This is a genomic window from Tamlana sp. s12 (assembly GCF_016767215.1).
GTDB classification, from domain to species: Bacteria; Bacteroidota; Bacteroidia; order Flavobacteriales; family Flavobacteriaceae; genus Pseudotamlana; species Pseudotamlana agarivorans.
Window position 1 is genome coordinate 3392321 of sequence record NZ_CP068547.1, and the last position, 20594, is coordinate 3412914.

Consider the following 20594-nt stretch of genomic DNA (forward strand, 5'->3'; position numbering starts at 1 on the left):
TGTTTATTTTTCAACCACATCTCCTGTCCACTCCAGCATACCGCCTTCAAGGTTATAAGCGTTTTCGAAACCTAACTGTTCCATGATCTGACAAGCTTTCCCAGAACGATTACCAGAACGGCAATACACATAATAATTTTTCGACTTATCTAAAGCTTCAATCTCATCAACAAACTCTTGCCCCTTATAAATATCGATATGAATGGCATTTTCTATAATACCTTCAGCTACTTCAGCATCGGTTCTTACATCTAAAACAACCGCATTATCATCGTTTGCTAATTGTTCTACCCATTCTTCTTGTGTTAAATCTTCCATAGTTATAAATATAAAATGTTTAGCGCATCTACATTAAAATTAAATATCCTCAATATATAAGGATATGCTTTAAGTTTTAATGTTAGTGATTATACAAAATTAAGGCTTATAAAATTATAGACGAAAAAAAATCCGAAGAATTAGTTCCTCGGATTTTTTTTGAAAACGCATATTCCTTTAGACTTTTATAGAACACCCTATGGCTTTGGTTTCTGTTTCTGGCACCGGATTACCTTTCAATAAAGCATCAACAGCGGCTTCTACATACTTCGTGGTCACAGCCGATGGATCTTTATAATTGTCATCGATAGCGCCAATATATTTCACAACATTCCCCTTCTTAGTTTTCTCTAAAACAAATATATGTGGTGTTTTAGTCGCACCAAATTTTGGGTACACCGATTGTTTTTCATCTATTAAATAAGGAAAGTTGAATCCTTTTTCTTCGGCGCGCTTTTTCATTTCAGGTAAGGCATCACCAGGCTTAACGGCTATATTATTAGGCATAATGGCAATAACAGGATAGCCCTTAGGAGCGTATTTTTTATTTAACTCTACAATGCGATCTTCATACATCACAGCGTACGGACAGGTATTACAAGTAAACGTTATAATGTAGCCTTTGGCTTTTTTATAATCGGCCATGGACACCATCTTTCCATCTATATTTTTAAGTGAAAAATCTTCGGCGACATCGCCAATTTTATAACCGTCGCTAAGCGTTTTGTTTACGGTAAAAGCACTTACTAAAAGTACTAGTAAGCCTCCTGAAATAAATTTGATTACTTTTTTCATAATGTTTGGTTTATTTTAAAAATGGTTTGATTTCTTTTTCTAAAGATTCGAAAGTAAAGGATTGCTCAAAAAAAGCGCTTTGGTCATTTTTATAGATTATAGTAGCGGGAAGCGCTCCAGACCATGAAGGGTCTACTTTTGGAATCCATGTGTTCATATCGGGATCATCTAAAGCAATGACTTTCGATTTCAATTTTTTATCCTTTATAAAAGGTTTCAGTTTAGAGTCGTATTGATGTGGAAAATCTAAACTAACTAATAACACTTCTACATTTTTATCTTTATAGGTTTCGTGTATTTTTTCAAAATATGGGAGTTCTTTAACGCAAGGCCCGCACCAGGTTGCCCAAAAATTTATCACGTGAATTTTATCATCCTTTTGATTTAAAAACTTTTCGAAACCATCAAAATCATAAATCTTAAGATCGTCATTTTTAGTTTGAGTTTTCTTTTGAACAGATTCGTTAATAGCCATTTGAGATAGGCCTTCTTTCTTTTTAACTTTCGAACAACTCGCCATTATCAAAATAGCAAAGAATAGGACATTTAACTTCATAAGCATAAAACTAATTAATACTTCATTGAATTTCTTTTAGTTTAACAAACTTTTAATTAAAAAATTGTTTTAAAGTTTTGCGTAATGGCTTATCATTTTTATATTTGGTCAGATAAAAATAAGAAAATGAATACTTTTTTAAACAATACTTGGTGGTGGTGCTTTCGAAACTAATCTTCGTGAAGTAAAATCCTAGTATATTTAAAACTCAAAATATCAAAAGGCTTGTCATTCACGACAAGCCTTTTTTATGTCATATATGAAAAAATTTAGCCTTTATACCCATCACAAAAGAATTTTAACCGATACGATTACACCAGTAACTGTGTACTATAAAATTCGTGATAAATATCCTAATAGCATCCTTCTGGAAAGTGGTGATTACCATAGAAGTCATAAAAACTTCTCGTACATCTGCTTCAACCCTATTGCAAGCATTAAAGTTGAAAATGAAGTGATTTCTGAAACCTATCCTGATGGCAGCACTACCCATATTAATATAGACGAAAACGTCAATGTGGTAGATGAAATCCATAACTTCACAAAGCGTTTTGATGTAAACACTGATGAAGATTTCAAGTTTATAAACAATGGTATTTTCGGTTATACAGCCTATGATGCTGTACGTTATTTTGAAGATATTCAAATTAGCAAAAAAGATGATTCGGTAACGGTTCCAGACCTGTATTATGCGGTTTACAAGAACATTATCGCTATTAATCATTATAAAAATGAAGCTTACATTTTCGCACATTGTTATGAAGATCAAGAAAACAACATTGATGCCATTGATAAGCTTATTAATACTCAAAACTTTGCTGAATATGACTTCAGTTCAAAAGGAGACATTCTATCTAATTTAACAGATGATGAATTCAGAAAACAAGTTGAAGTAGCAAAAAAACACGCAGGCCGTGGCGACGTTTTTCAGCTGGTATTATCACGTCGTTTTTCTCAAGAATTTACCGGTGATGATTTTAATGTTTATCGCGCCTTAAGAAGTATTAATCCTTCACCATACCTGTTCTATTTTGATTATGGAGATTTTAGAATTTTTGGAAGTTCGCCAGAAGCACAACTTGTGGTTACTGAAGGGCTTGCCGAAATCCACCCTATTGCTGGTACATTTAAACGTACTGGAAACGATGAACAAGACGAAAAATTAGCCGAAGAATTAAAAGCCGACGATAAAGAAAATGCCGAGCATGTGATGCTTGTCGACCTAGCAAGAAACGATTTAAGTCGTCATGGTAGCGGCGTAAAAGTGGTTACCTATCGTGAAGTCCAATTCTTTTCCCACGTGATTCACTTGGTGAGTAAAGTTACAGGTAACAAGCATGATACAACACCAACCATGCAAGTGGTGGCCGATACTTTTCCAGCAGGTACTTTAAGTGGTGCGCCTAAACATATGGCGATGCAACTTATTGAAAAATATGAAAAAACAAGTCGTGGCTACTACGGTGGCGCTATTGGTTTCATGGATTTCGATGGGAATTTTAATCATGCCATTATGATACGAACATTTTTAAGCAAAGACTATAAATTAAATTGGCAAGCTGGAGCAGGCATGGTTTCTAAATCGGATGCCGAAAGTGAACTGCAAGAGGTTTTTAACAAACTTGGCGCACTCACAAAAGCGATAACCTTGGCTGAAGAGATTTGATTTTTGGTTATTGGTTATTGGTTATTGGTTATTGGTTAAAAAACAAAAAAATCAATTGAAAGAAAATAATAAAATAAAGAATCAAGTCCCTAATTTCGACGCAGTCGGAAACATCATTCTGAAGAAATAATGAGTGAAGGAATGAAGATGCGAAGCGGAGCTTCAAGCACGAAATTCCGAGAACGAATGTTCCGCAGGAATTTCCTAAGATTGATTTGATTTTTTGGTTCGTTTTGTATTAAGACAAAATGAACAATAATAAAAGTATAACTTAAAACAGATTCCTGCCTTCGCAGGAATATAAGAGATGAGTAAGAAAGTATTAGTTATAGATAATTACGACAGTTTTACATACAATTTGGTTCATTATTTAGAAGATTTAGATTGTGATGTTACTGTTGTTAGAAATGATAAATTAACCTTGGAGGATGTAGAACCTTTTGATAAAATTGTTTTATCGCCAGGTCCTGGAATTCCAGATGAAGCGGGGTTACTAAAAGCCATTATTGAAAAATATGCCCCAACAAAAAGTATTTTCGGAGTTTGTTTAGGACAACAAGCCATCGGCGAAGTATTTGGTGGTTCGTTAAGCAATTTAGACGAAGTTTATCACGGTGTGGCAACACCTGTTGAGCTTTGTGTAGACGATGAAATCCTCTTTAAAAACTTAAACAAAAACTTTGATGTTGGCCGCTACCACTCATGGGTTGTGGATGCCAATTTACCCGATTGCTTGGAAGCGACTTCTTTTGATTCTAACGGACAAGTCATGTCCCTCAGACATAAAGCTTATGATGTTAGAGGTGTGCAATATCATCCAGAATCGGTATTGACACCAGATGGTAAGAAGATTTTAGAAAATTGGGTTAATAGTTAATAGTTAATAGTTAATAGTTAATAGTTAATAGTTAATAGTTAATAGTTAATAGTTAATAGTTAATAGTTAATAGTTAATAGTTAAAAAAAATAATTTTATCTATAAAACAAAAAACTTAGTAAGGAATTTTCTCTAATTAATTTGAGTTATTGTTCGTTCATTGATCAAGATAAAATTAGTAGAGATAAAATAGATTCCCGCTTTCGCGAGAATGAAAATTGAAATTAATGAAAGACGTATTAAATAGATTAATAAATCACGAAACCCTATCTAGTGAAGAAGCCAAACAAGTTTTGGTAAACATCTCTAAAGGGATGTACAACCAAAGTCAGATTGTTTGTTTTCTTTCCGTTTACATGATGCGTAGTATCACATTAAACGAATTAAACGGATTTAGAGATGCGCTTTTAGATTTATGTATTGCGGTAGATTTAAACGAATATAACCCCATTGATTTATGTGGTACTGGTGGTGATGGTAAAGATACTTTTAACATTTCAACTTTAGCCTCTTTTATTACTGCTGGCGCTGGTGTTCATGTTACCAAACATGGAAATTATGGTGTTTCCTCTTCTTGTGGATCATCCAATGTTATGGAGTATTTAGGTATTAAATTTTCGAACGATATCGATTTCCTAAAACGCTCTATCGATCAAGCCGGAATATGTGTTTTACACGCCCCCCTATTCCACCCTGCCATGAAAGAAGTTGGCCCAATACGAAAAGAACTTGGAGTAAAAACCTTTTTTAATATGTTAGGTCCGATGGTTAATCCGGCGTTTCCTAAAAATCAAATGGTAGGTGTCTTTAACTTAGAATTACAGCGCTTATACGGATACTTATATCAGAAAACAGATAAAAATTATAGCATCATCCACGCTTTAGATGGTTACGATGAAATTTCCTTAACGGGAAAAGCTAAAATTATTTCCAATAACGCCGAAACACTTTTTACTCCAGAAACCTTAGGTTTAAAAGCCATCACTCAAGAATCCATTTTTGGAGGAAGTTCTGTGGAAGAATCGGCCAAAATATTTAAAAAAGTAATAAACGGCGAAGGTACCGATGCCCAACACAACGTGGTTTGTGCCAATGCTGGTTTAGCTATTGCAACAACAAATCAAATTTCACATCAAGAAGGTTTTGAAATGGCTAAAGAATCGTTATTCTCGGGAAAAGCGAAAGTTAGTTTAGAAAAGTTAATTGAGCTGAGTAATAGTTAATAGTTAATAGTTAATAGTTAATAGTTAATAGTTAATAGTTAATAGTTAATAGTTAATAGTTAATAGTTAATAGTTAAAAAAACGAAACCTAGTTTAGAAATAAAACAATATCAGTAATAAAAAGTTTTCAGTCACAGTTTTCGGTATGCAGACAACAGACTAAAAACTACAGACTTATAAAAATGAATATATTAGATAAAATCACATTAGATAAACGCAAAGAAGTTGAACTTAGAAAAAGTTTAATTCCAACGTCACAATTAGAACAGTCTGTTTTATTCGAAAGACCAACCGTTTCCTTATCTGAAAAACTACGTAACAGTAAAACAGGAATCATCGCCGAACACAAACGCCGATCGCCATCTAAATCGGTTATTAACCACACTTTAAGCGTTCAAGATGTGGCAAAAGGTTATGAAGATGCTGGTGTTTGCGGCATGTCAGTTTTAACAGACGGCAAATATTTTGGAGGTTCTTTAGACGATTTACTTACCGCTAGAGCAAGCTGTAACCTACCGCTTTTAAGGAAAGAATTTATTATAGATGAATATCAGCTTCTAGAAGCCAAAGCTTATGGTGCCGATGTTATCCTTTTAATCGCAGCGATTTTAACCCGCGACGAGATTAAAAAATATTCAGAGTTTGCTAAAAGCCTAAATCTAGATGTGCTTTTGGAAGTGCATAACGAAGAAGAATTACACAAATCTATCATGCCAAGCCTAGACATGTTAGGTGTAAACAACAGAAATTTAAAAACCTTTGATGTTAGTTTAAATACGAGCAAATCTTTAAGCACGCTTATTCCTAATGATTTCGTTAAAGTATCCGAAAGCGGCATTAGTAATATTGAAGCCATTAAAGAATTACAACCTTACGGTTATCAAGGGTTTTTAATTGGAGAAAATTTCATGAAAACCGATAATCCAGGAGCAAGTGCAACAACTTTTATTAAAAGCCTCCTCTAGCGCCTCCAAAGGAGGAGGACGCTTACTCATGTGAATAATCACTGTTATGAATAATAAAGACAAACAACATACACCGCAATCAATGCCCTCCCCAAAGGGTAGCGAGGGGCTTCTCCTCAAAATTTGCGGCATGAAGTATTCAGATAATATCGAAGAAGTTGCCGCATTGCAGCCCGATTATCTAGGATTTATTTTTTATGAAGATTCAGCAAGAAACTTTGACGAAAGCAGCATTCCTGAAATACCTAGTGAGATAAAAAAAACAGGCGTTTTTGTTAATGCCGAAATCAATTTTGTAATTGAAAAAGTTACCACTCTTGGCCTACAAGCCGTTCAATTACACGGTCATGAATCGCCAGAATATTGCGATACCTTGCGACACACGCAATATATTCTTGATGATGTGCTGCTTAAAAAACCAGAAATCATCAAAGTTTTTTCAATAAAAGACAGCTTCAATTTTGAAGAATTAAAGCCTTATGAAACGGTTTGCGATTATTTTCTATTTGATACCAAAGGAAAGTTACCAGGAGGAAACGGTTACACATTCGATTGGAATGTTTTAAACGACTATCCGTCTACAAAACCATTCTTTTTAAGTGGTGGTATTGGCCCAAATCAAGTTGAGGATGTTAAGAAATTTATAGAAAGTCCAGCTTCAAAGTACTGCTACGCTTTAGATGTAAACAGTAAATTTGAAATCGAGCCCGGATTGAAAAATATAGAATTATTAAAAGAATTTATAAAAAGTTTGTCATTTCGTAAATAAAACGGAATCCATACTTCGAAGGAATATTAAATATTATGAATAATTACAACGTAAACGAAAAAGGTTATTATGGCGAATTTGGAGGCGCTTTCATTCCAGAAATGCTATATCCTAATGTAGAAGAATTATGCCAAAACTATCTGAAAGTGATGGCCGAACCCGATTTTAAAGCAGAATTCGATAAACTTTTAAAAGATTACGTAGGTCGCCCCTCGCCGCTTTATTTTGCGAAGCGTCTTTCAGAAAAATACAATACCAAAATATATTTAAAACGCGAAGATTTAAACCATACGGGAGCGCATAAAATCAACAACACTATTGGTCAGATTTTAATGGCAAAACGCCTTGGTAAAACCCGCATTATTGCCGAAACTGGTGCCGGACAGCACGGTGTGGCAACGGCAACGGTTTGTGCCTTAATGGGACTGGAGTGTATCGTGTATATGGGCGAAATTGACATTGCCAGACAGGCTCCAAACGTAGCAAGAATGAAAATGCTTGGCGCAACTGTTGTACCTGCAAAATCTGGAAGCCGCACCCTTAAAGATGCCACTAACGAAGCCATTCGCGATTGGATTAATAACCCTGTAGATACCCATTATATCATTGGTTCTGCTATTGGTCCGCATCCCTACCCCGACATGGTAACGCGTTTTCAAGCTGTGATTTCCGAAGAAATTAAATGGCAATTAAAAGAACAAGAAGGTCGTGAAAACCCCGATTACGTGGTGGCTTGTATTGGTGGAGGATCGAACGCCGCTGGAACCTATTACCACTATTTACACGAGGAAGAAGTAGGTATTATTGCCGTTGAAGCTGCCGGTTTGGGCGTCGATTCTGGTGAAAGTGCAGCCACTTCTGTTTTAGGAAAGGAAGGGATTATTCATGGTTGTAAAACCATGTTAATGCAAACTAAAGACGGACAAATAACCGAGCCGTATTCAATTTCAGCAGGATTGGATTACCCTGGTGTTGGTCCGATGCACGCACATCTTTGCAAAACAGGCCGTGCCGAATTTATGGCCATTACCGACGATCAAGCAATGAATGCTGGACTGGATTTATGTAAGTTAGAAGGCATTATTCCAGCTATTGAAAGTTCACACGCTTTAGCCATTTTTGAGCAACGCAAATTTAAACCAACCGATGTTGTGGTGGTGAGTTTATCTGGTCGTGGTGATAAGGATCTGCAGAATTATATTGAGTATTTCAAGATTTAGTATTTGGGCGTTACCACAAGGGTCGGGCTTTCGGCAGTCGCTTTTTTTGAGAAAAACAAAAAAGAGCTCCAACAATGCCTCAATCCCTAACGCAAAAGTGATAAAGCAGGAACAAAATCAGGAGTAAAATTCAGAATTCAGATTAAATAATGAGAACCTGAAACAAGTTCAGGTTGACGAAAATAAATATTAAAAAGATTCCCTTTTTCAAGGGAATGAAAACTATTCATTAACAATGAACAGAATAAATAAAAAACTAAGCGAAGACAAAAAATTACTGTCTATCTATTTTACAGCAGGTTACCCAAGCCTTAACGATACCGTATCAATCATTGAAGATTTAGAAAAAAGCGGTGTCGATATGATTGAAATTGGCTTGCCTTTTAGCGATCCTTTAGCCGATGGGCCAACCATTCAGGAAAGTTCAACCAAGGCTTTAAAAAATGGCATGACTACCGAAGTGCTTTTCGATCAATTAAAAGACATTCGTAAAACGGTGAATATTCCATTAATCATCATGGGGTATTTTAACCCTATGTTTCAATATGGCGTGGAAGCTTTCTGTAAAAAATGTCAGGAAATTGGTATCGACGGACTTATCATTCCAGACCTTCCAGTAGACGTGTATCATGAAGAATACCAGGCGATATTTGAAAAATACGGCTTAATTAATGTCTTCCTAATCACGCCACAAACGAGTGACGAGCGTATTCGTTATATCGATTCTATTTCAAACGGATTTATATACATGGTAAGTAGTGCCAGTACAACAGGAGCACAATCTGGTTTTGGCGACGAGCAAACACAATATTTCGAGCGTATAGATAAAATGAAGCTTAATAATCCGCAAATTATTGGTTTCGGTATTAGTAACAACGAGACCTTTACACAAGCCACACAATACGCAAAAGGCGCCATTATAGGCAGTGCTTTTGTAAAACATGTGACTCAAGAGGGCACTAAAAGTTTAAATAAATTTATAGATTCTATATTAAATTAAATATATTGACCTACTAATTATTAACTAACCCCAAATAAATTACAAAATGAACTGGTACTTAAAAGTATTGCGCGACAATTACGCGAATTTTAACGGAAGAGCGAGAAGAAAGGAATTTTGGATGTTTTCGCTTTTTAATTTAATCATAATTTATGGTAGTCTTATGGTCCTTGGCCTTCTTGCTTATGCATTAGACAGTCCTTTTATTATCTTTTTGGTTTACATTTATATACTAGCAACCATAGTACCTTCACTTGCTTTAAATGTTAGAAGATTACATGATGTTAACAAAAGTGGCTGGTTTCTTTTAATAGCACTTGTTCCATTTATTGGCTCTATCTGGCTTTTTGTTTTATCGGTAACAGAAGGCGACCATGGTCCTAACGAATATGGTCCAGATCCTAAATTAGATAACGCTGAAGAAATCAATGACATAGGAAAAACTCAAATTGAAGCCTAATCCCTGATAAAATCATTTTTAAAGCCTATTCTATAATCAGGAATAGGCTTTTTACATTTAAATAATCAATAACATGCCTCTAAACATCGTTTTAATAGAACCCGAAATCCCTAACAACACTGGCAATATTGGGCGATTAGCCTTAGGATCAGGCTCTAATTTACATATCGTAAAACCTCTGGGGTTTGAAATTACAGACGCCCGTTTAAAACGCGCTGGTTTAGATTATTGGCCACATCTTTCGGTAACCTATTACGATAATGCCGAAGCCTTTTTTAATAAGCATCAAGGTAAGAGCATGGCTTTTCTATCCAGTAAAGGCGCTAAAAACCATTGGGATATTCCTTTTGAAGACGACATGTTTTTAATCTTCGGAAAAGAATCCGTGGGGTTAGCTCCAGAAATTATAGAAGCTAACACGGAAAGGTTATTTAAAATTCCGCTTTATAGTGAACATGTAAGAAGCTTAAATCTAGCGAATGCGGTAAGTATCGTTATTTATGAAGGTTTGAAAGGCTTGAATCCATAGGCTAAAAATCAAAAGCTATTAATTTTCCGGAAAACCATTAAGTGCCAAAGTTTCTATTTCTTGATTGTCGTTTTCAAAAATCAAATACACTTTAAGTTCAGGATGATCTTTTAAAAAGGCTTTTACCTTCTCTACACCCATCGCCTTAAAAGCTGTTGCATAGGCATCAGCCGTCATGCAAGTTTTATCAATAACAGAAATACTAAGTAAGCTGGTTTTACTAGGAAAACCGGTTTTAGGATCAATAATATGAGCGTAACGTTTGCCTTCTTTGTCAACCTTAAATTTTCTATAGGTTCCAGAAGTAGCCATAGCTTCATCTTTAAGCTCCACGACATCAGAAATCATATGCTCACCTTCAAAATTTGGACTCTCAATTCCAACTTTCCAAAGATGTTTTTTTTCAGCATTTATGCCTCGCACTCTTATTTCTCCACCAATTTCAACCAAATAATCATTTATATTTTGTGATTCTAAAAACTCACCTATCACATCAACCCCATAACCTTTTGCAATGGCATTGAAGTCTAAAAAGGTGCCCTTAGGTTTAATTATTTTATTGTCTAGTAATGTCACCTGCTTCAATCCCACCGAACGCATTAACCAGTCTATTTTAAGAGTATCTAGCTGCTCAATTTCTCCTTTTGGTCCAAAATCCCAAGCATTAACAACCGCACCAATCGTAGGATCGAAAGCGCCATCGGTTTCTTCATATATGTTTTTTGCAGCCTCATAGACCTTTATAAAGTGAGCATCGACTTCAACCAATTCATTTTCATTTAATTTAGAAATGATGGAATTCTCCTGATAGGTGGACATTGAATGATTCAATACAGCAAACAAACTATCAAATTCTTTAGAATAATTTTTTTCTGAATTATAAATCACAGAATACGTAGTTCCGAATACGTTTCCAGCTAATTTGGTGTTTCTTATCTCCTTTTTACATGAAACAAAAAATAGAAGAGCAATAACAATGGCTATATTTTTCATAGGATCGAACAGTTTAATTTAAATTGGTTTCTAAAAATTGAATGCCATTATACTCTAATAAATAATCAGTGTTGAGATAAATTGGGGCTTGTTCTCCCTCTAAACTTCCAATACCTACCCCTGCATATAAAACTTTAGCATTTTGTTCTCTAGCATGATTTTTAAAGGACTCCATCCAAACAACATCATAATTATTCGGGTTTTCGGGTAAAATTACGGCTCTAACAATCACAAAAAAATATTGATTGTTTTTATCAATACATACAAATTGAGGATGCTTTTTTAGCTTACTATTAATCGCTATAAATTCAAAACCACGTTCTTCTAAATCCTTACCAACATGGTTCATGGCTAAATTATGTAATTCTTGTTCTGTAAGCGGTTTACTCATATGCAATTATTTTTCTTTAGACAAACTTAATAATATTTTAAAGAAATACAGTTACTCATCATAATAATGATTAGCAAAGAGTTTCTCTAAACAACTAAAGACTAAACTGTTAAAATAATAATTACCAAATTTTTATTAACTTAGAAGTAAAAAACATGAAAACGACCAAACGATTTGATGCGGCCATACATAAATTATATACCGCTTTTCACAGTAACCAGTTAAATCCAGCATGTTGCAAACAATGTGCTGTGGGCAATATTTTAGATAAAACGGATGGTTGGAAACACCTTTCGGATTCTCACGGTAGCACAAACTTAAATTATGTTGGCCAGGTGCATCAATCCATGGGACGGAAATTTAATGGCTACACGCCTTTAGAATTCCTTCAAATAGAGCAGGCTTTTTTAGAAGCTTGTGGATTTGAAACACCACTTCATCACAGTCGTAAAAAAGCTTCAAACCCAACCGATAAAGATGTTTTGTTTCAAGGGCTATCAGCGGTAATAACATTACTGTGTAAGTTCGACAACATACCAAACGTGATGGATTACAAACGTGTATTTAAATCATCAGAAATGGCAATCATTAAAAAAATAAAGGCATAAAAAAACCGATACTTTCGTATCGGTTCTCTGTATAATATATTCTTACAGTAGGTGTAAGAAGTTTTTTACTATCCTCCAAAGTCATCAAAACGGATGTGCTCATCAGGAATTCCAAAATCTTCTCCCATTTTCTGAACCGCATTATTCATTAATGGTGGTCCACAGAAATACAATTCAATATCCTCTGGTGCTTCGTGTTTACTTAGGTAATTATCAATCACACAATTGTGAATGAAACCAACGAAACCATCTCCTGGAGAGTCAATATCTGATTTTACTTGCCAGTTATCTTCAGGTAAAGGTTCAGATAAAGCTAAGAAAAATCTAAAGTTCGGGAAGTCTTTTTCTAAATCACGGAAGTGCTCTAAATAGAATAATTCACGTTTAGATCGTCCACCATACCAATAAGTTACTGTTCTACCTGTTTTTAAGGTTTTGAAAAGGTGATAAAGGTGCGAACGCATTGGTGCCATACCGGCTCCCCCACCAACGTAAAGCATTTCGCTTTCAGACTCGTTGATAAAGAATTCACCGTAAGGTCCTGAAATAGTTACTTTATCTCCTGGCTTTTGGTTAAAGATATATGAAGACGCTACACCTGGATTTACATCCATCCAACCGTTTTTAGCACGATCCCATGGCGGACAAGCCACACGAACGTTCAACATAATTTCACGTCCTTCAGCTGGGTAAGAAGCCATAGAATACGCTCTTTCAACCGTTTCACTATTCTTCATTACTAATGGCCATAAATTGAATTTATCCCACTCGGCTTGAAACTTATCTGGTGTATCATGCTCTTCTGGATGCGCCGTAATATCCATATCAGAATACTTCACTTCACATGGTGGAATTTCAATTTGAATGTATCCACCAGCTTTGTAGCCCATATCTTCAGGAATCTCTACAACAAATTCTTTAATGAAAGATGCCACATTGTAGTTACGCACTACAGTAGCTTCCCATTTTTTAATTCCGAATACTTCTTCAGGAATCGTGATATTCATGTCTTGTTTCACTTTAACTTGACAAGCTAAACGTGCGCCATGTTGTAATTCTTTTCTTGTGAAATGAGGTACTTCAGTAGGAAGTGCTTCACCACCACCTTCTAAAACATGACATTCACACTGGATACAAGTTCCACCACCACCACAAGCTGATGGTAAGAATATTTTTGAGTTTCCTAAAGTTGAAAGTAAACTTCCACCAGAAGCTACTTCTATTTCCTTTTCACCATTAATCGTGATCTTTACAGGACCAGAAGGTGATAATTTTTGTTTTACAACTAATAATAAAGTAACCAATAAAAGCGTAATAATTAAAAAGGCGATTACCGTTACTACAATAGTTCCTGTTGTACTTGCTGCTAAAATCATACTACTCATTTACTTTTATGTTGTTAGCGATCACTTCGTTGTTCTCTGGTTGTTCCTTAGCAGGTTCAACTTGAGCTGTTTTTTCTTCCTTCAGTGCTTCTTCGTCACCTCCAGTTAACATACCTCCGAAACTCATAAATCCGATAGCCATTAAACCAGTAATGATAAAGGTAATACCTAAACCACGTAATGCTGGTGGTACGTTTGAATATCTAATTTTCTCGCGGATAGCGGCAATAGCAAGAATTGCTAAAAACCACCCAATTCCAGAACCGATACCATAAGTGGCAGCCAATCCTATTGTTTGAATTTCACGAGATTGCATGAATAATGACCCACCTAAAATCGCACAGTTTACAGCGATAAGCGGTAAAAAGATACCTAATGAGTTATATAATGAAGGTGAAAACTTTTCAACAACAATTTCTACCAATTGTACCATGGTTGCAATAGTAGCGATAAACATGATAAAAGATAAGAAGCTTAAATCGTAGCTCGCATATTCTTCTCCTAACCATTTTAAAGCACCTGGCTGAAGTAAATATTGATCCAATAACCAGTTTAATGGTACGGTGATAGCAAGTACGAAAATTACCGCTGCACCAAGTCCAACCGCTGTACTTACTTTTTTAGATACAGCAAGGTAAGAACACATCCCTAAGAACGTGGCAAATACCATGTTATCTATAAATATTGATTTTAAAAATAATTCTAAATGTTCCATATTTTTTAGTTTTTAGTTTTTTGTTTTTAGTTAGTGGTAAATGACTATCAACCAATAACTATCAACTATCAACTATTTAATGATCTTCTACTAAAGCTTTATTTCTTGTACGTTGTACCCAAATAATGATACCTACAACAATTAAGGCCATTGGTGATAATAACATAAACCCGTTATTCTCGTAACCGATAGCGTATAACCCTGTTTTCGCAATTGGATCACCCAGTACAGGGAAACCTAATAAAGTTCCAGAACCTAATAATTCTCTAAAGAAACCAACGATGATAAGAATAACACCATATCCTAAAGAGTTACCAATACCATCTAGGAAAGATTTCCAAGGACCATTTGCTAAAGCGAAAGCCTCAAAACGTCCCATGATAATACAGTTGGTAATAATCAATCCTACGAAAACCGATAGTGTTTTACTCAACTCGTAAGCAAAAGCTTTAAGTACCTGATCTACTATAATTACTAGAGCAGCTACAACAGTTAACTGTACAATAATTCTAATTTTAGAAGGAATGATGTTACGCATTAAAGAAATAACAACATTACCTAACCCTAATACAAACATTACAGAAATGGACATTACAATTGAAGCTTTTAACTCTGCTGTAATAGCCAGTGCTGAACAAATCCCTAATACTTGAATAGTAATTGGGTTATTATCTGCTAATGGGTCTGTGATTAACTTTGTGTCTTTTTTTGATAAAAGTCCCATAGATTAATTATTTTTTAAATTATCGAAATAAGGTTTGTAAAGCTTTAAATCACTTTTAATCATTGCTGTTACCCCATCACCTGTGATAGTAGCTCCTGCAATGGCATCAACCTCGTTATCTGTTTTATTTTCGTTTGTTGGATCGGCATTTCCTTTAGCCACGGTAACACCTTTAAAGTTTCCGTTATCATCTAAAATATGCTCTCCAATAAAGTCATCCATAAAGTAACGTTGCTTAATGTTCGCTCCTAATCCAGGTGTTTCACCTTTGTGATCGAAATAAGCCCCTTGAATAACCATGTTTTCATCTAAAGAAACATAGCCCCAAATCGCATCCCATAATCCTTTTCCATAAATTGGAATGATATAATGAGTCACCCCATCTTTTTCACCAACAAATAAAGGTAAGTTACGCTTAGTAGCATCACCACCAGAAGCGGCTTTATCCTTTTTAAGGTCTATTAAATAAGCTTGGTCATCTTCTGAAACCTCACCATTTTTAATCACTAATTGTTTAGAGATGTATTTATTAAATAATTCTGGTGCATCTTTTGTTGAAACAAAAATGGCACTAGATTCATCATTATCATTTACACCCATCGCATACAAAATATTTTGTTGCTTTTCTATACGTTGGTTTTCTGAAATTTTCGGACTTAAAGAAGACGCCGTAAATGCTAATAATGCGCCAACCACGATAACCATGGCTATGGCAAATATTATAGTATATGAATTTTTATCCGTTCTATTTTCCATTGTTAAGCCGTTTTTACTTTTAAACGTTTCTTTCTTTTCTTCACATTACCTTGTACTACGTAATGATCGATTGTTGGTGCAAAAACATTCATTAAAAGAATGGCTAACATTACACCCTCTGGGTAAGCAGGATTGAATACACGGATTAAGATAGAAATGAATCCAACTAAGAAACCGTAATACCATTTACCTTTATTGGTTTGTGCTGCTGTTACAGGATCGGTAGCCATAAACACGGTACCAAAAGCAAAACCACCAATTAGTAAATGATGCCAAAATGGTGTACTCATTAATCCGTAAAACTTACTAGTTTCGGTAATGACACCAGCATCAACAACTTGGTTAAAAATAAGTCCTACAGCAAGGGCTCCAAGAACTGATGATAACATGATTCTCCAGCTTCCTATTTTAGCAAAAATTAAGAACAATCCACCTAAAATTATTAATAAGGTAGAAGTCTCTCCGATAGAACCTGGAATAAATCCGAAGAACATATCGGCAACCGAATGGGCTACTTCTTTACCTTGAGCTAAGCTTCCTAAAATGGTTTCACCAGAAACGGCATCTAGATTCTCTCCCGCTGCAATCGCGCGATCTCTAGCTACAGCACCTTCAACCCATACTTTATCTCCAGACATCCAAGTTGGATAAGCGAAGAATAAGAAAGCTCTAATAGTTAATGCAGGATTTAGAATGTTCATCCCTGTTCCTCCAAAAACTTCTTTACCAATTACAACACCAAAAACTACAGCTACTGCAAGCATCCATAATGGAATATCGACAGGCACAATTAACGGCACTAACATACCTGTTACTAGGTATCCTTCTTCCACTTCATGTCCTTTTATGATGGCGAATATAAATTCAATACCTAAACCAACACCGTAAGAGACGATGACTAGCGGTAAAATTTTCCAAAAACCAACTAAAAAGTTATCTAGTGTCCAGAACTCGGCGCTAAAAAAACCTCCTGAAACTGCTTGAATACCATCAAAAGCTAAATGATGTTGATATCCTGCGTTGAACATACCAAAAATTAAACATGGTACCATAGCCATAATTACGGTATTCATGGTACGCTTTAAATCGTCGGCTGCTTTAATATGCGTTCCGTTATGAGTAACCTCATTAGGTAAAAATAAAAATGTATGAATAGCAGAAAAAGCAGGTAACCACTTCTTCCCTTTATTTTTAACTTTAAAATTATGTAAATTTTCTTTTAAACCCATTATCCTATCTCTTTTAGCATTAAGTCTAAACCTTCTCTAATTATTTTTTGATGTGGTTGTTTAGACACACAAACAAATTCTGTTAAGGCAAAATCTTCGGGAGCAACTTCGTACATCCCTAAAGCTTCCATTTCATCTAAATCTTTATACAAACATGCTTTTAAGATTTGTAATGGATAAATATCAAGAGGAAAAACTTCTTCATAAGTACCAGTTGTTACAAAAGCTCTATGCTCACCATTTGTATTGGTATTTAAATCGTAAACTTTTTTAGGATTTAACCATGAAAAAGTAAACGCTCTTGAAGTAGATACTTTATTAAAAATAGGCTTGTTCCATCCGAAGAACTCGTAATCATCACCTTCAGGAATAACAGAAATCACATTGCAATAGTAACCTAAGCTACCATCGGCTTTAATTTCTTTTCCTGATAATACATTACCAGAGATAATACGATCATGACCAGCTTTATCGATACCTTTATCGTAGATCATAGTAGAAACTTCACTTCCAATAAGGGTTTTGAAATATCTTGGTTTTTGAACTGAAGATCCTACCAAGGCAACAATACGTTCGGCATTGAATTTCCCTGTTAGCAATAGCTCACCGATAATTACTAAATCTTGAGCGCCTATCGTCCAAACAACCTCGCCTTTATTTACAGGGTCAATTTTATTGATTTGCGTTCCAACATTTCCAGAAGGATGCGGACCAGAAACCTTATGTAAGGTAATGCCCTTCAATCCTGAAAGTGGTGAATTAGCAGTTTGACCAACTGAAACATGTACTTTACCTTCGGTAAGCTTGCCTAAAGCTGTAACCGCAGCTTGTAGCTCGGCTTCTTTACCTTGCAAGGTAAAATCTAAATCGGCTGCTAAAGGAGCACTGGCATATCCTGAAATAAAAATCGCTTTTGGCGATCGCTCAGGGTTTGCAACCACGTCGTAAGGACGTTGTTTTACAAACGGCCAACATCCTGAAGCAAGCAAATGTGCTTTTACTTCTTCTGGTTGCGCAGTTTCAACAGCAATCTTTCCAAAATCTTTGTAAGACTGTGTTTTATCGGCTTCAATTTTAATAGCGTCAATGCGCCTCTTAGGTCCACGAATAACCTCAACGACTTTACCTGAAACAGGAGAAACAAAAATTAGTTTTTCGTTGGACTTATCATGAAAAAGGGTGTCTCCAGCTTGGACTGTAGTACCTTCTTTCGCAATAAGTTTAGGGATAATTCCATGGAAGTCTTCTGGTCTTATGGTACAGTAGTTGCTGATAATCGCTTGCTCGACCGTTTTATCAGCTGCACCCTTAAGTTTAATATCCAGACCTTTTTTAATACGAATGTCGTTTGACATATTTATATTTATTGAAATTAGTTGTCTAAAAATTGCTGCAAATTTACAGAATTTCTTTAGTATTAATATCCATTGTATTCGTATTGTTTCGTTATTTGTATTTATTCTAAATAACAACGTAAAACCTCGATATGAAATTTGTTATCTTTACCCATTAATAAAAAACACCCCATGAAAAATAGCCTTCTTTTGCTTATTATTTTTTGTCTTAATATGTCATTAAGTCTTGCTCAAACACAAGAAACACCACCTCCCGAATATATAAAAACGATACAATTTAAAGGGGCTTCAACCGACAACCAACTACCTATCATACGCTTAGGAGACCCAATAACCATTGAATTTGACGCCCTAAACGGCAACGAAGAAGACTTTTATTATAAAATAAAATATTACAATAGAGACTGGACCCCCTCTGTACTTATTCAAACAGAATACATGGATGGTTTAGACAATCAACGTATTAGAGAATATGAAAACTCCTTTAATACGTACCAGATTTTTTCTCATTACAAACTAACCATTCCTAACGATCAAACGAAAGGATTAAAGGTTTCAGGAAACTATATGCTGTTCATTTATAATAGTGACAATGAACTTATGTTTTCTCAAAAATTTATGATTTATGAAAATTTAGCTGATGTGGGTATTGTGCTCAAACGTGCAAGGGATCTTTCTAATATTCAAGAAAAACAACGTGTTGAAATTCTTGTGATTTCCAACCGCATTCAATTTAACAACCCGACCCAAACCGTAAATGCGGTAATTATTCAGAATAATAACCTAAATACCGCCATTACAGATGTTAAACCGCAATATGTATTAGGAAATCAATTGGTTTATAAATACGATTCTGAAACCAGCTTTTGGGGAGGGAACGAGTATTTCTTTTTTGAAAACAAAGATATTCGAGGTGCGAACAATAACATTCAGTTTGTTGATTTACAAGATCTGTATCACAATTATTTATTTACAAACTCCATCCGCGCCAACCAAATTTACACTTACAATCCAGACATTAATGGTAATTATGTTATTAACAACTTGGACGCTTCCGATCCCAGAATTGAAGCCGATTACGTTTGGGTTCACTTTTCTCTAGCCGCAGACGAAAACATAAAAAACAAAGACATCTATGTTTACGGCGCATTCAACAATTTTACTATTGAAGATTCAACACGCCTAAGCTACGATGCCGCAAAAAACATCTTTAAAGGGAGTCTTTTGCTCAAGCAAGGGTTTTACAATTATAAATATGTCGCTGTAGATTCTAATGGTTCAATTAATGAAAATTTAATTTGTGGAAACTTCTGGCAAACAGAAAATACCTACAAAGTTTTAGTGTACTACAGAGACCTCGGAGCACGATATGATAGAATTGTAGGCGCTAACGAAGGGACTTCCGTAAATATTAGCGACTAAAATTGTAAATTATCTAATTTTTTCATCTCAGACGTTAAAATTTATGATTGGCATTTATAATTTACTACATTAGCTACCATTAACACGTGGTATATCAGTATTTAACATGGTTCAACAGGTTACAAAAGGCATAAAAATTTCCGTAAAAACGACTTACGAAGGTTCATTTTATAAAAACTATAAGATACAATATGCTTTTGGGTATACTATAACCATTGAAAACCAAAGTAAAGATTCTGTCCAACTATTTGCTAGACATTGGGAAATTTTAGATGCCTTAAACAATATTGAAACCGTTTCTGGAGAAGGTGTTGTTGGCAAAAAACCAGTTTTAAAACCAGGCGAATCTCACACCTATTCATCAGGATGTTTACTTACATCGCCATTAGGTGCCATGCACGGGCATTACAGTATGGTAAACTTCACAACAACCAAAAAGTTTCAAGTTACTATTCCTACCTTTAAATTAAGTGCTCCTTTTGCTATGAATTAAACCATTGTCACTATTTCCTTTTTAGTGAAAATGGCTAAATACATTAAAAGCAAAACACGCCTTTCTTAATAATTGATTATTTTTAACAAAGTATTTAATCAATCACAGATATGACTGCGAATACCCTACCTATATTGAATAAACA

23 protein-coding genes are annotated in these 20594 nt (G+C 35.1%); 12 read left to right on the forward strand and 11 right to left on the reverse strand.

The genetic code is table 11. The annotated features are described in order from the left end of the window. Positions 1 to 3: 3 nt before the first annotated feature. The 3 genes from JJL45_RS14630 to JJL45_RS14640 all read right to left on the reverse strand — a co-directional run bounded on the left by JJL45_RS14630 (position 4) and on the right by JJL45_RS14640 (position 1669). Positions 4 to 318 carry a rhodanese-like domain-containing protein gene (locus JJL45_RS14630; RefSeq protein WP_067149818.1) on the reverse strand — a complete coding sequence of 105 codons (315 nt, stop codon included), beginning with the start codon at positions 316 to 318 and terminating at the stop codon, positions 4 to 6. A 177-nt stretch (positions 319 to 495) separates the two neighbouring features. Next, positions 496 to 1113 (reverse strand): thioredoxin family protein, encoded by a 618-nt coding sequence (locus JJL45_RS14635; protein ID WP_068603740.1) that lies wholly within the window; start codon positions 1111 to 1113, stop codon positions 496 to 498. Between the two features lie 10 nt (positions 1114 to 1123). Beyond that, positions 1124 to 1669, reverse strand: coding sequence for a TlpA disulfide reductase family protein (locus JJL45_RS14640; RefSeq protein ID WP_068603742.1), 546 nt, complete (start codon positions 1667 to 1669; stop codon positions 1124 to 1126). Positions 1670 to 1928: 259 nt separating this feature from the next. Between JJL45_RS14640 and JJL45_RS14645 the strand changes: the two genes are divergently transcribed. From JJL45_RS14645 to JJL45_RS14685, 9 genes are all read left to right on the forward strand, one after another. Next, positions 1929 to 3335 (forward strand): anthranilate synthase component I family protein, encoded by a 1407-nt coding sequence (locus JJL45_RS14645; protein ID WP_068603744.1) that lies wholly within the window; start codon positions 1929 to 1931, stop codon positions 3333 to 3335. A gap of 307 nt (positions 3336 to 3642) precedes the next feature. Continuing rightward, positions 3643 to 4212: an anthranilate synthase component II gene (locus JJL45_RS14650; protein WP_068603746.1), complete on the forward strand. Its 570-nt coding sequence runs from the start codon at positions 3643 to 3645 to the stop codon at positions 4210 to 4212. A gap of 227 nt (positions 4213 to 4439) precedes the next feature. Beyond that, a complete protein-coding gene (gene trpD, locus JJL45_RS14655) occupies positions 4440 to 5435 on the forward strand; it encodes an anthranilate phosphoribosyltransferase (RefSeq protein WP_068603748.1) in 996 nt (331 codons plus the stop codon). Positions 5436 to 5617: 182 nt separating this feature from the next. After that, positions 5618 to 6400 (forward strand): indole-3-glycerol phosphate synthase TrpC, encoded by a 783-nt coding sequence (gene trpC, locus JJL45_RS14660; protein ID WP_068603750.1) that lies wholly within the window; start codon positions 5618 to 5620, stop codon positions 6398 to 6400. A 130-nt stretch (positions 6401 to 6530) separates the two neighbouring features. Beyond that, the gene (locus tag JJL45_RS14665; RefSeq protein ID WP_082935950.1) at positions 6531 to 7169 is read left to right on the forward strand and encodes a phosphoribosylanthranilate isomerase; all 639 of its coding nucleotides are present in this window, start codon (positions 6531 to 6533) and stop codon (positions 7167 to 7169) included. A 35-nt stretch (positions 7170 to 7204) separates the two neighbouring features. After that, a complete protein-coding gene (trpB, locus tag JJL45_RS14670; protein ID WP_068603754.1) occupies positions 7205 to 8389 on the forward strand; it encodes a tryptophan synthase subunit beta in 1185 nt (394 codons plus the stop codon). A gap of 235 nt (positions 8390 to 8624) precedes the next feature. Beyond that, positions 8625 to 9389 (forward strand): tryptophan synthase subunit alpha, encoded by a 765-nt coding sequence (gene trpA, locus JJL45_RS14675; RefSeq protein ID WP_068603756.1) that lies wholly within the window; start codon positions 8625 to 8627, stop codon positions 9387 to 9389. A gap of 46 nt (positions 9390 to 9435) precedes the next feature. Continuing rightward, positions 9436 to 9849: a DUF805 domain-containing protein gene (locus JJL45_RS14680; protein ID WP_068603757.1), complete on the forward strand. Its 414-nt coding sequence runs from the start codon at positions 9436 to 9438 to the stop codon at positions 9847 to 9849. Between the two features lie 73 nt (positions 9850 to 9922). After that, entirely contained in the window at positions 9923 to 10378 is a 456-nt protein-coding gene (locus JJL45_RS14685) for a tRNA (cytidine(34)-2'-O)-methyltransferase (protein ID WP_068603759.1), read from the forward strand. An 18-nt stretch (positions 10379 to 10396) separates the two neighbouring features. On the opposite strand, the gene JJL45_RS14690 is transcribed toward JJL45_RS14685, so the two are convergent. Together JJL45_RS14690 and JJL45_RS14695 are read right to left on the reverse strand one after the other, a co-directional pair. Beyond that, the gene (locus tag JJL45_RS14690; RefSeq protein WP_068603761.1) at positions 10397 to 11371 is read right to left on the reverse strand and encodes an FAD:protein FMN transferase; all 975 of its coding nucleotides are present in this window, start codon (positions 11369 to 11371) and stop codon (positions 10397 to 10399) included. 13 nt (positions 11372 to 11384) lie between these two features. Next, positions 11385 to 11762, reverse strand: a complete 378-nt coding sequence (locus tag JJL45_RS14695) for a Na(+)-translocating NADH-quinone reductase subunit F (protein ID WP_067149857.1) — start codon at positions 11760 to 11762, stop codon at positions 11385 to 11387. Between the two features lie 155 nt (positions 11763 to 11917). On the opposite strand from JJL45_RS14695, the gene JJL45_RS14700 reads away from it, so the two are divergent. Continuing rightward, positions 11918 to 12370 (forward strand): Na(+)-translocating NADH-quinone reductase subunit F, encoded by a 453-nt coding sequence (locus JJL45_RS14700; RefSeq protein WP_068603763.1) that lies wholly within the window; start codon positions 11918 to 11920, stop codon positions 12368 to 12370. Positions 12371 to 12438: 68 nt separating this feature from the next. On the opposite strand, the gene nqrF is transcribed toward JJL45_RS14700, so the two are convergent. The 6 genes from nqrF to JJL45_RS14730 form a co-directional block, all read right to left on the reverse strand. Then, complete coding sequence (gene nqrF / locus JJL45_RS14705; RefSeq protein ID WP_068603765.1) at positions 12439 to 13746, reverse strand: NADH:ubiquinone reductase (Na(+)-transporting) subunit F; 1308 nt, start codon at positions 13744 to 13746, stop codon at positions 12439 to 12441. A 1-nt stretch (position 13747) separates the two neighbouring features. Then, positions 13748 to 14470: an NADH:ubiquinone reductase (Na(+)-transporting) subunit E gene (gene nqrE / locus JJL45_RS14710; RefSeq protein WP_082935951.1), complete on the reverse strand. Its 723-nt coding sequence runs from the start codon at positions 14468 to 14470 to the stop codon at positions 13748 to 13750. Positions 14471 to 14546: 76 nt separating this feature from the next. Beyond that, complete coding sequence (locus JJL45_RS14715; protein WP_067149868.1) at positions 14547 to 15194, reverse strand: NADH:ubiquinone reductase (Na(+)-transporting) subunit D; 648 nt, start codon at positions 15192 to 15194, stop codon at positions 14547 to 14549. A gap of 3 nt (positions 15195 to 15197) precedes the next feature. Continuing rightward, positions 15198 to 15950: a Na(+)-translocating NADH-quinone reductase subunit C gene (locus tag JJL45_RS14720; RefSeq protein WP_068603769.1), complete on the reverse strand. Its 753-nt coding sequence runs from the start codon at positions 15948 to 15950 to the stop codon at positions 15198 to 15200. Between the two features lie 2 nt (positions 15951 to 15952). Further along, on the reverse strand, positions 15953 to 17179 hold the full coding sequence (locus JJL45_RS14725; protein WP_068603770.1) for an NADH:ubiquinone reductase (Na(+)-transporting) subunit B: 1227 nt from the start codon (positions 17177 to 17179) through the stop codon (positions 15953 to 15955). Continuing rightward, complete coding sequence (locus JJL45_RS14730) at positions 17179 to 18534, reverse strand: Na(+)-translocating NADH-quinone reductase subunit A (protein ID WP_067149877.1); 1356 nt, start codon at positions 18532 to 18534, stop codon at positions 17179 to 17181. The genes JJL45_RS14725 and JJL45_RS14730 overlap by 1 nt, the downstream gene beginning before the upstream one ends. 213 nt (positions 18535 to 18747) lie before the next feature. On the opposite strand from JJL45_RS14730, the gene JJL45_RS14735 reads away from it, so the two are divergent. Both JJL45_RS14735 and apaG read left to right on the forward strand, forming a co-directional pair. After that, the gene (locus JJL45_RS14735; RefSeq protein WP_242521393.1) at positions 18748 to 19956 is read left to right on the forward strand and encodes a DUF5103 domain-containing protein; all 1209 of its coding nucleotides are present in this window, start codon (positions 18748 to 18750) and stop codon (positions 19954 to 19956) included. A gap of 106 nt (positions 19957 to 20062) precedes the next feature. Continuing rightward, on the forward strand, positions 20063 to 20449 hold the full coding sequence (gene apaG, locus JJL45_RS14740) for a Co2+/Mg2+ efflux protein ApaG (RefSeq protein WP_067149883.1): 387 nt from the start codon (positions 20063 to 20065) through the stop codon (positions 20447 to 20449). The last annotated feature ends 145 nt before the right edge of the window (positions 20450 to 20594 follow it).

What these genes read in the sequence shown, in the direction of transcription:
- JJL45_RS14630 (WP_067149818.1), bottom strand. Translation starts at nt 318, where the DNA reads ATGGAAGATTTAACACAAGAAGAATGGGTAGAACAATTAGCAAACGAT.
- JJL45_RS14635 (WP_068603740.1), bottom strand. Translation starts at nt 1,113, where the DNA reads ATGAAAAAAGTAATCAAATTTATTTCAGGAGGCTTACTAGTACTTTTA.
- JJL45_RS14640 (WP_068603742.1), bottom strand. Translation starts at nt 1,669, where the DNA reads ATGAAGTTAAATGTCCTATTCTTTGCTATTTTGATAATGGCGAGTTGT.
- JJL45_RS14645 (WP_068603744.1), top strand. Translation starts at nt 1,929, where the DNA reads ATGAAAAAATTTAGCCTTTATACCCATCACAAAAGAATTTTAACCGAT.
- JJL45_RS14650 (WP_068603746.1), top strand. Translation starts at nt 3,643, where the DNA reads ATGAGTAAGAAAGTATTAGTTATAGATAATTACGACAGTTTTACATAC.
- trpD (WP_068603748.1), top strand. Translation starts at nt 4,440, where the DNA reads ATGAAAGACGTATTAAATAGATTAATAAATCACGAAACCCTATCTAGT.
- trpC (WP_068603750.1), top strand. Translation starts at nt 5,618, where the DNA reads ATGAATATATTAGATAAAATCACATTAGATAAACGCAAAGAAGTTGAA.
- JJL45_RS14665 (WP_082935950.1), top strand. Translation starts at nt 6,531, where the DNA reads ATGAAGTATTCAGATAATATCGAAGAAGTTGCCGCATTGCAGCCCGAT.
- trpB (WP_068603754.1), top strand. Translation starts at nt 7,205, where the DNA reads ATGAATAATTACAACGTAAACGAAAAAGGTTATTATGGCGAATTTGGA.
- trpA (WP_068603756.1), top strand. Translation starts at nt 8,625, where the DNA reads ATGAACAGAATAAATAAAAAACTAAGCGAAGACAAAAAATTACTGTCT.
- JJL45_RS14680 (WP_068603757.1), top strand. Translation starts at nt 9,436, where the DNA reads ATGAACTGGTACTTAAAAGTATTGCGCGACAATTACGCGAATTTTAAC.
- JJL45_RS14685 (WP_068603759.1), top strand. Translation starts at nt 9,923, where the DNA reads ATGCCTCTAAACATCGTTTTAATAGAACCCGAAATCCCTAACAACACT.
- JJL45_RS14690 (WP_068603761.1), bottom strand. Translation starts at nt 11,371, where the DNA reads ATGAAAAATATAGCCATTGTTATTGCTCTTCTATTTTTTGTTTCATGT.
- JJL45_RS14695 (WP_067149857.1), bottom strand. Translation starts at nt 11,762, where the DNA reads ATGAGTAAACCGCTTACAGAACAAGAATTACATAATTTAGCCATGAAC.
- JJL45_RS14700 (WP_068603763.1), top strand. Translation starts at nt 11,918, where the DNA reads ATGAAAACGACCAAACGATTTGATGCGGCCATACATAAATTATATACC.
- nqrF (WP_068603765.1), bottom strand. Translation starts at nt 13,746, where the DNA reads ATGATTTTAGCAGCAAGTACAACAGGAACTATTGTAGTAACGGTAATC.
- nqrE (WP_082935951.1), bottom strand. Translation starts at nt 14,470, where the DNA reads ATGGAACATTTAGAATTATTTTTAAAATCAATATTTATAGATAACATG.
- JJL45_RS14715 (WP_067149868.1), bottom strand. Translation starts at nt 15,194, where the DNA reads ATGGGACTTTTATCAAAAAAAGACACAAAGTTAATCACAGACCCATTA.
- JJL45_RS14720 (WP_068603769.1), bottom strand. Translation starts at nt 15,950, where the DNA reads ATGGAAAATAGAACGGATAAAAATTCATATACTATAATATTTGCCATA.
- JJL45_RS14725 (WP_068603770.1), bottom strand. Translation starts at nt 17,179, where the DNA reads ATGGGTTTAAAAGAAAATTTACATAATTTTAAAGTTAAAAATAAAGGG.
- JJL45_RS14730 (WP_067149877.1), bottom strand. Translation starts at nt 18,534, where the DNA reads ATGTCAAACGACATTCGTATTAAAAAAGGTCTGGATATTAAACTTAAG.
- JJL45_RS14735 (WP_242521393.1), top strand. Translation starts at nt 18,748, where the DNA reads ATGTCATTAAGTCTTGCTCAAACACAAGAAACACCACCTCCCGAATAT.
- apaG (WP_067149883.1), top strand. Translation starts at nt 20,063, where the DNA reads ATGGTTCAACAGGTTACAAAAGGCATAAAAATTTCCGTAAAAACGACT.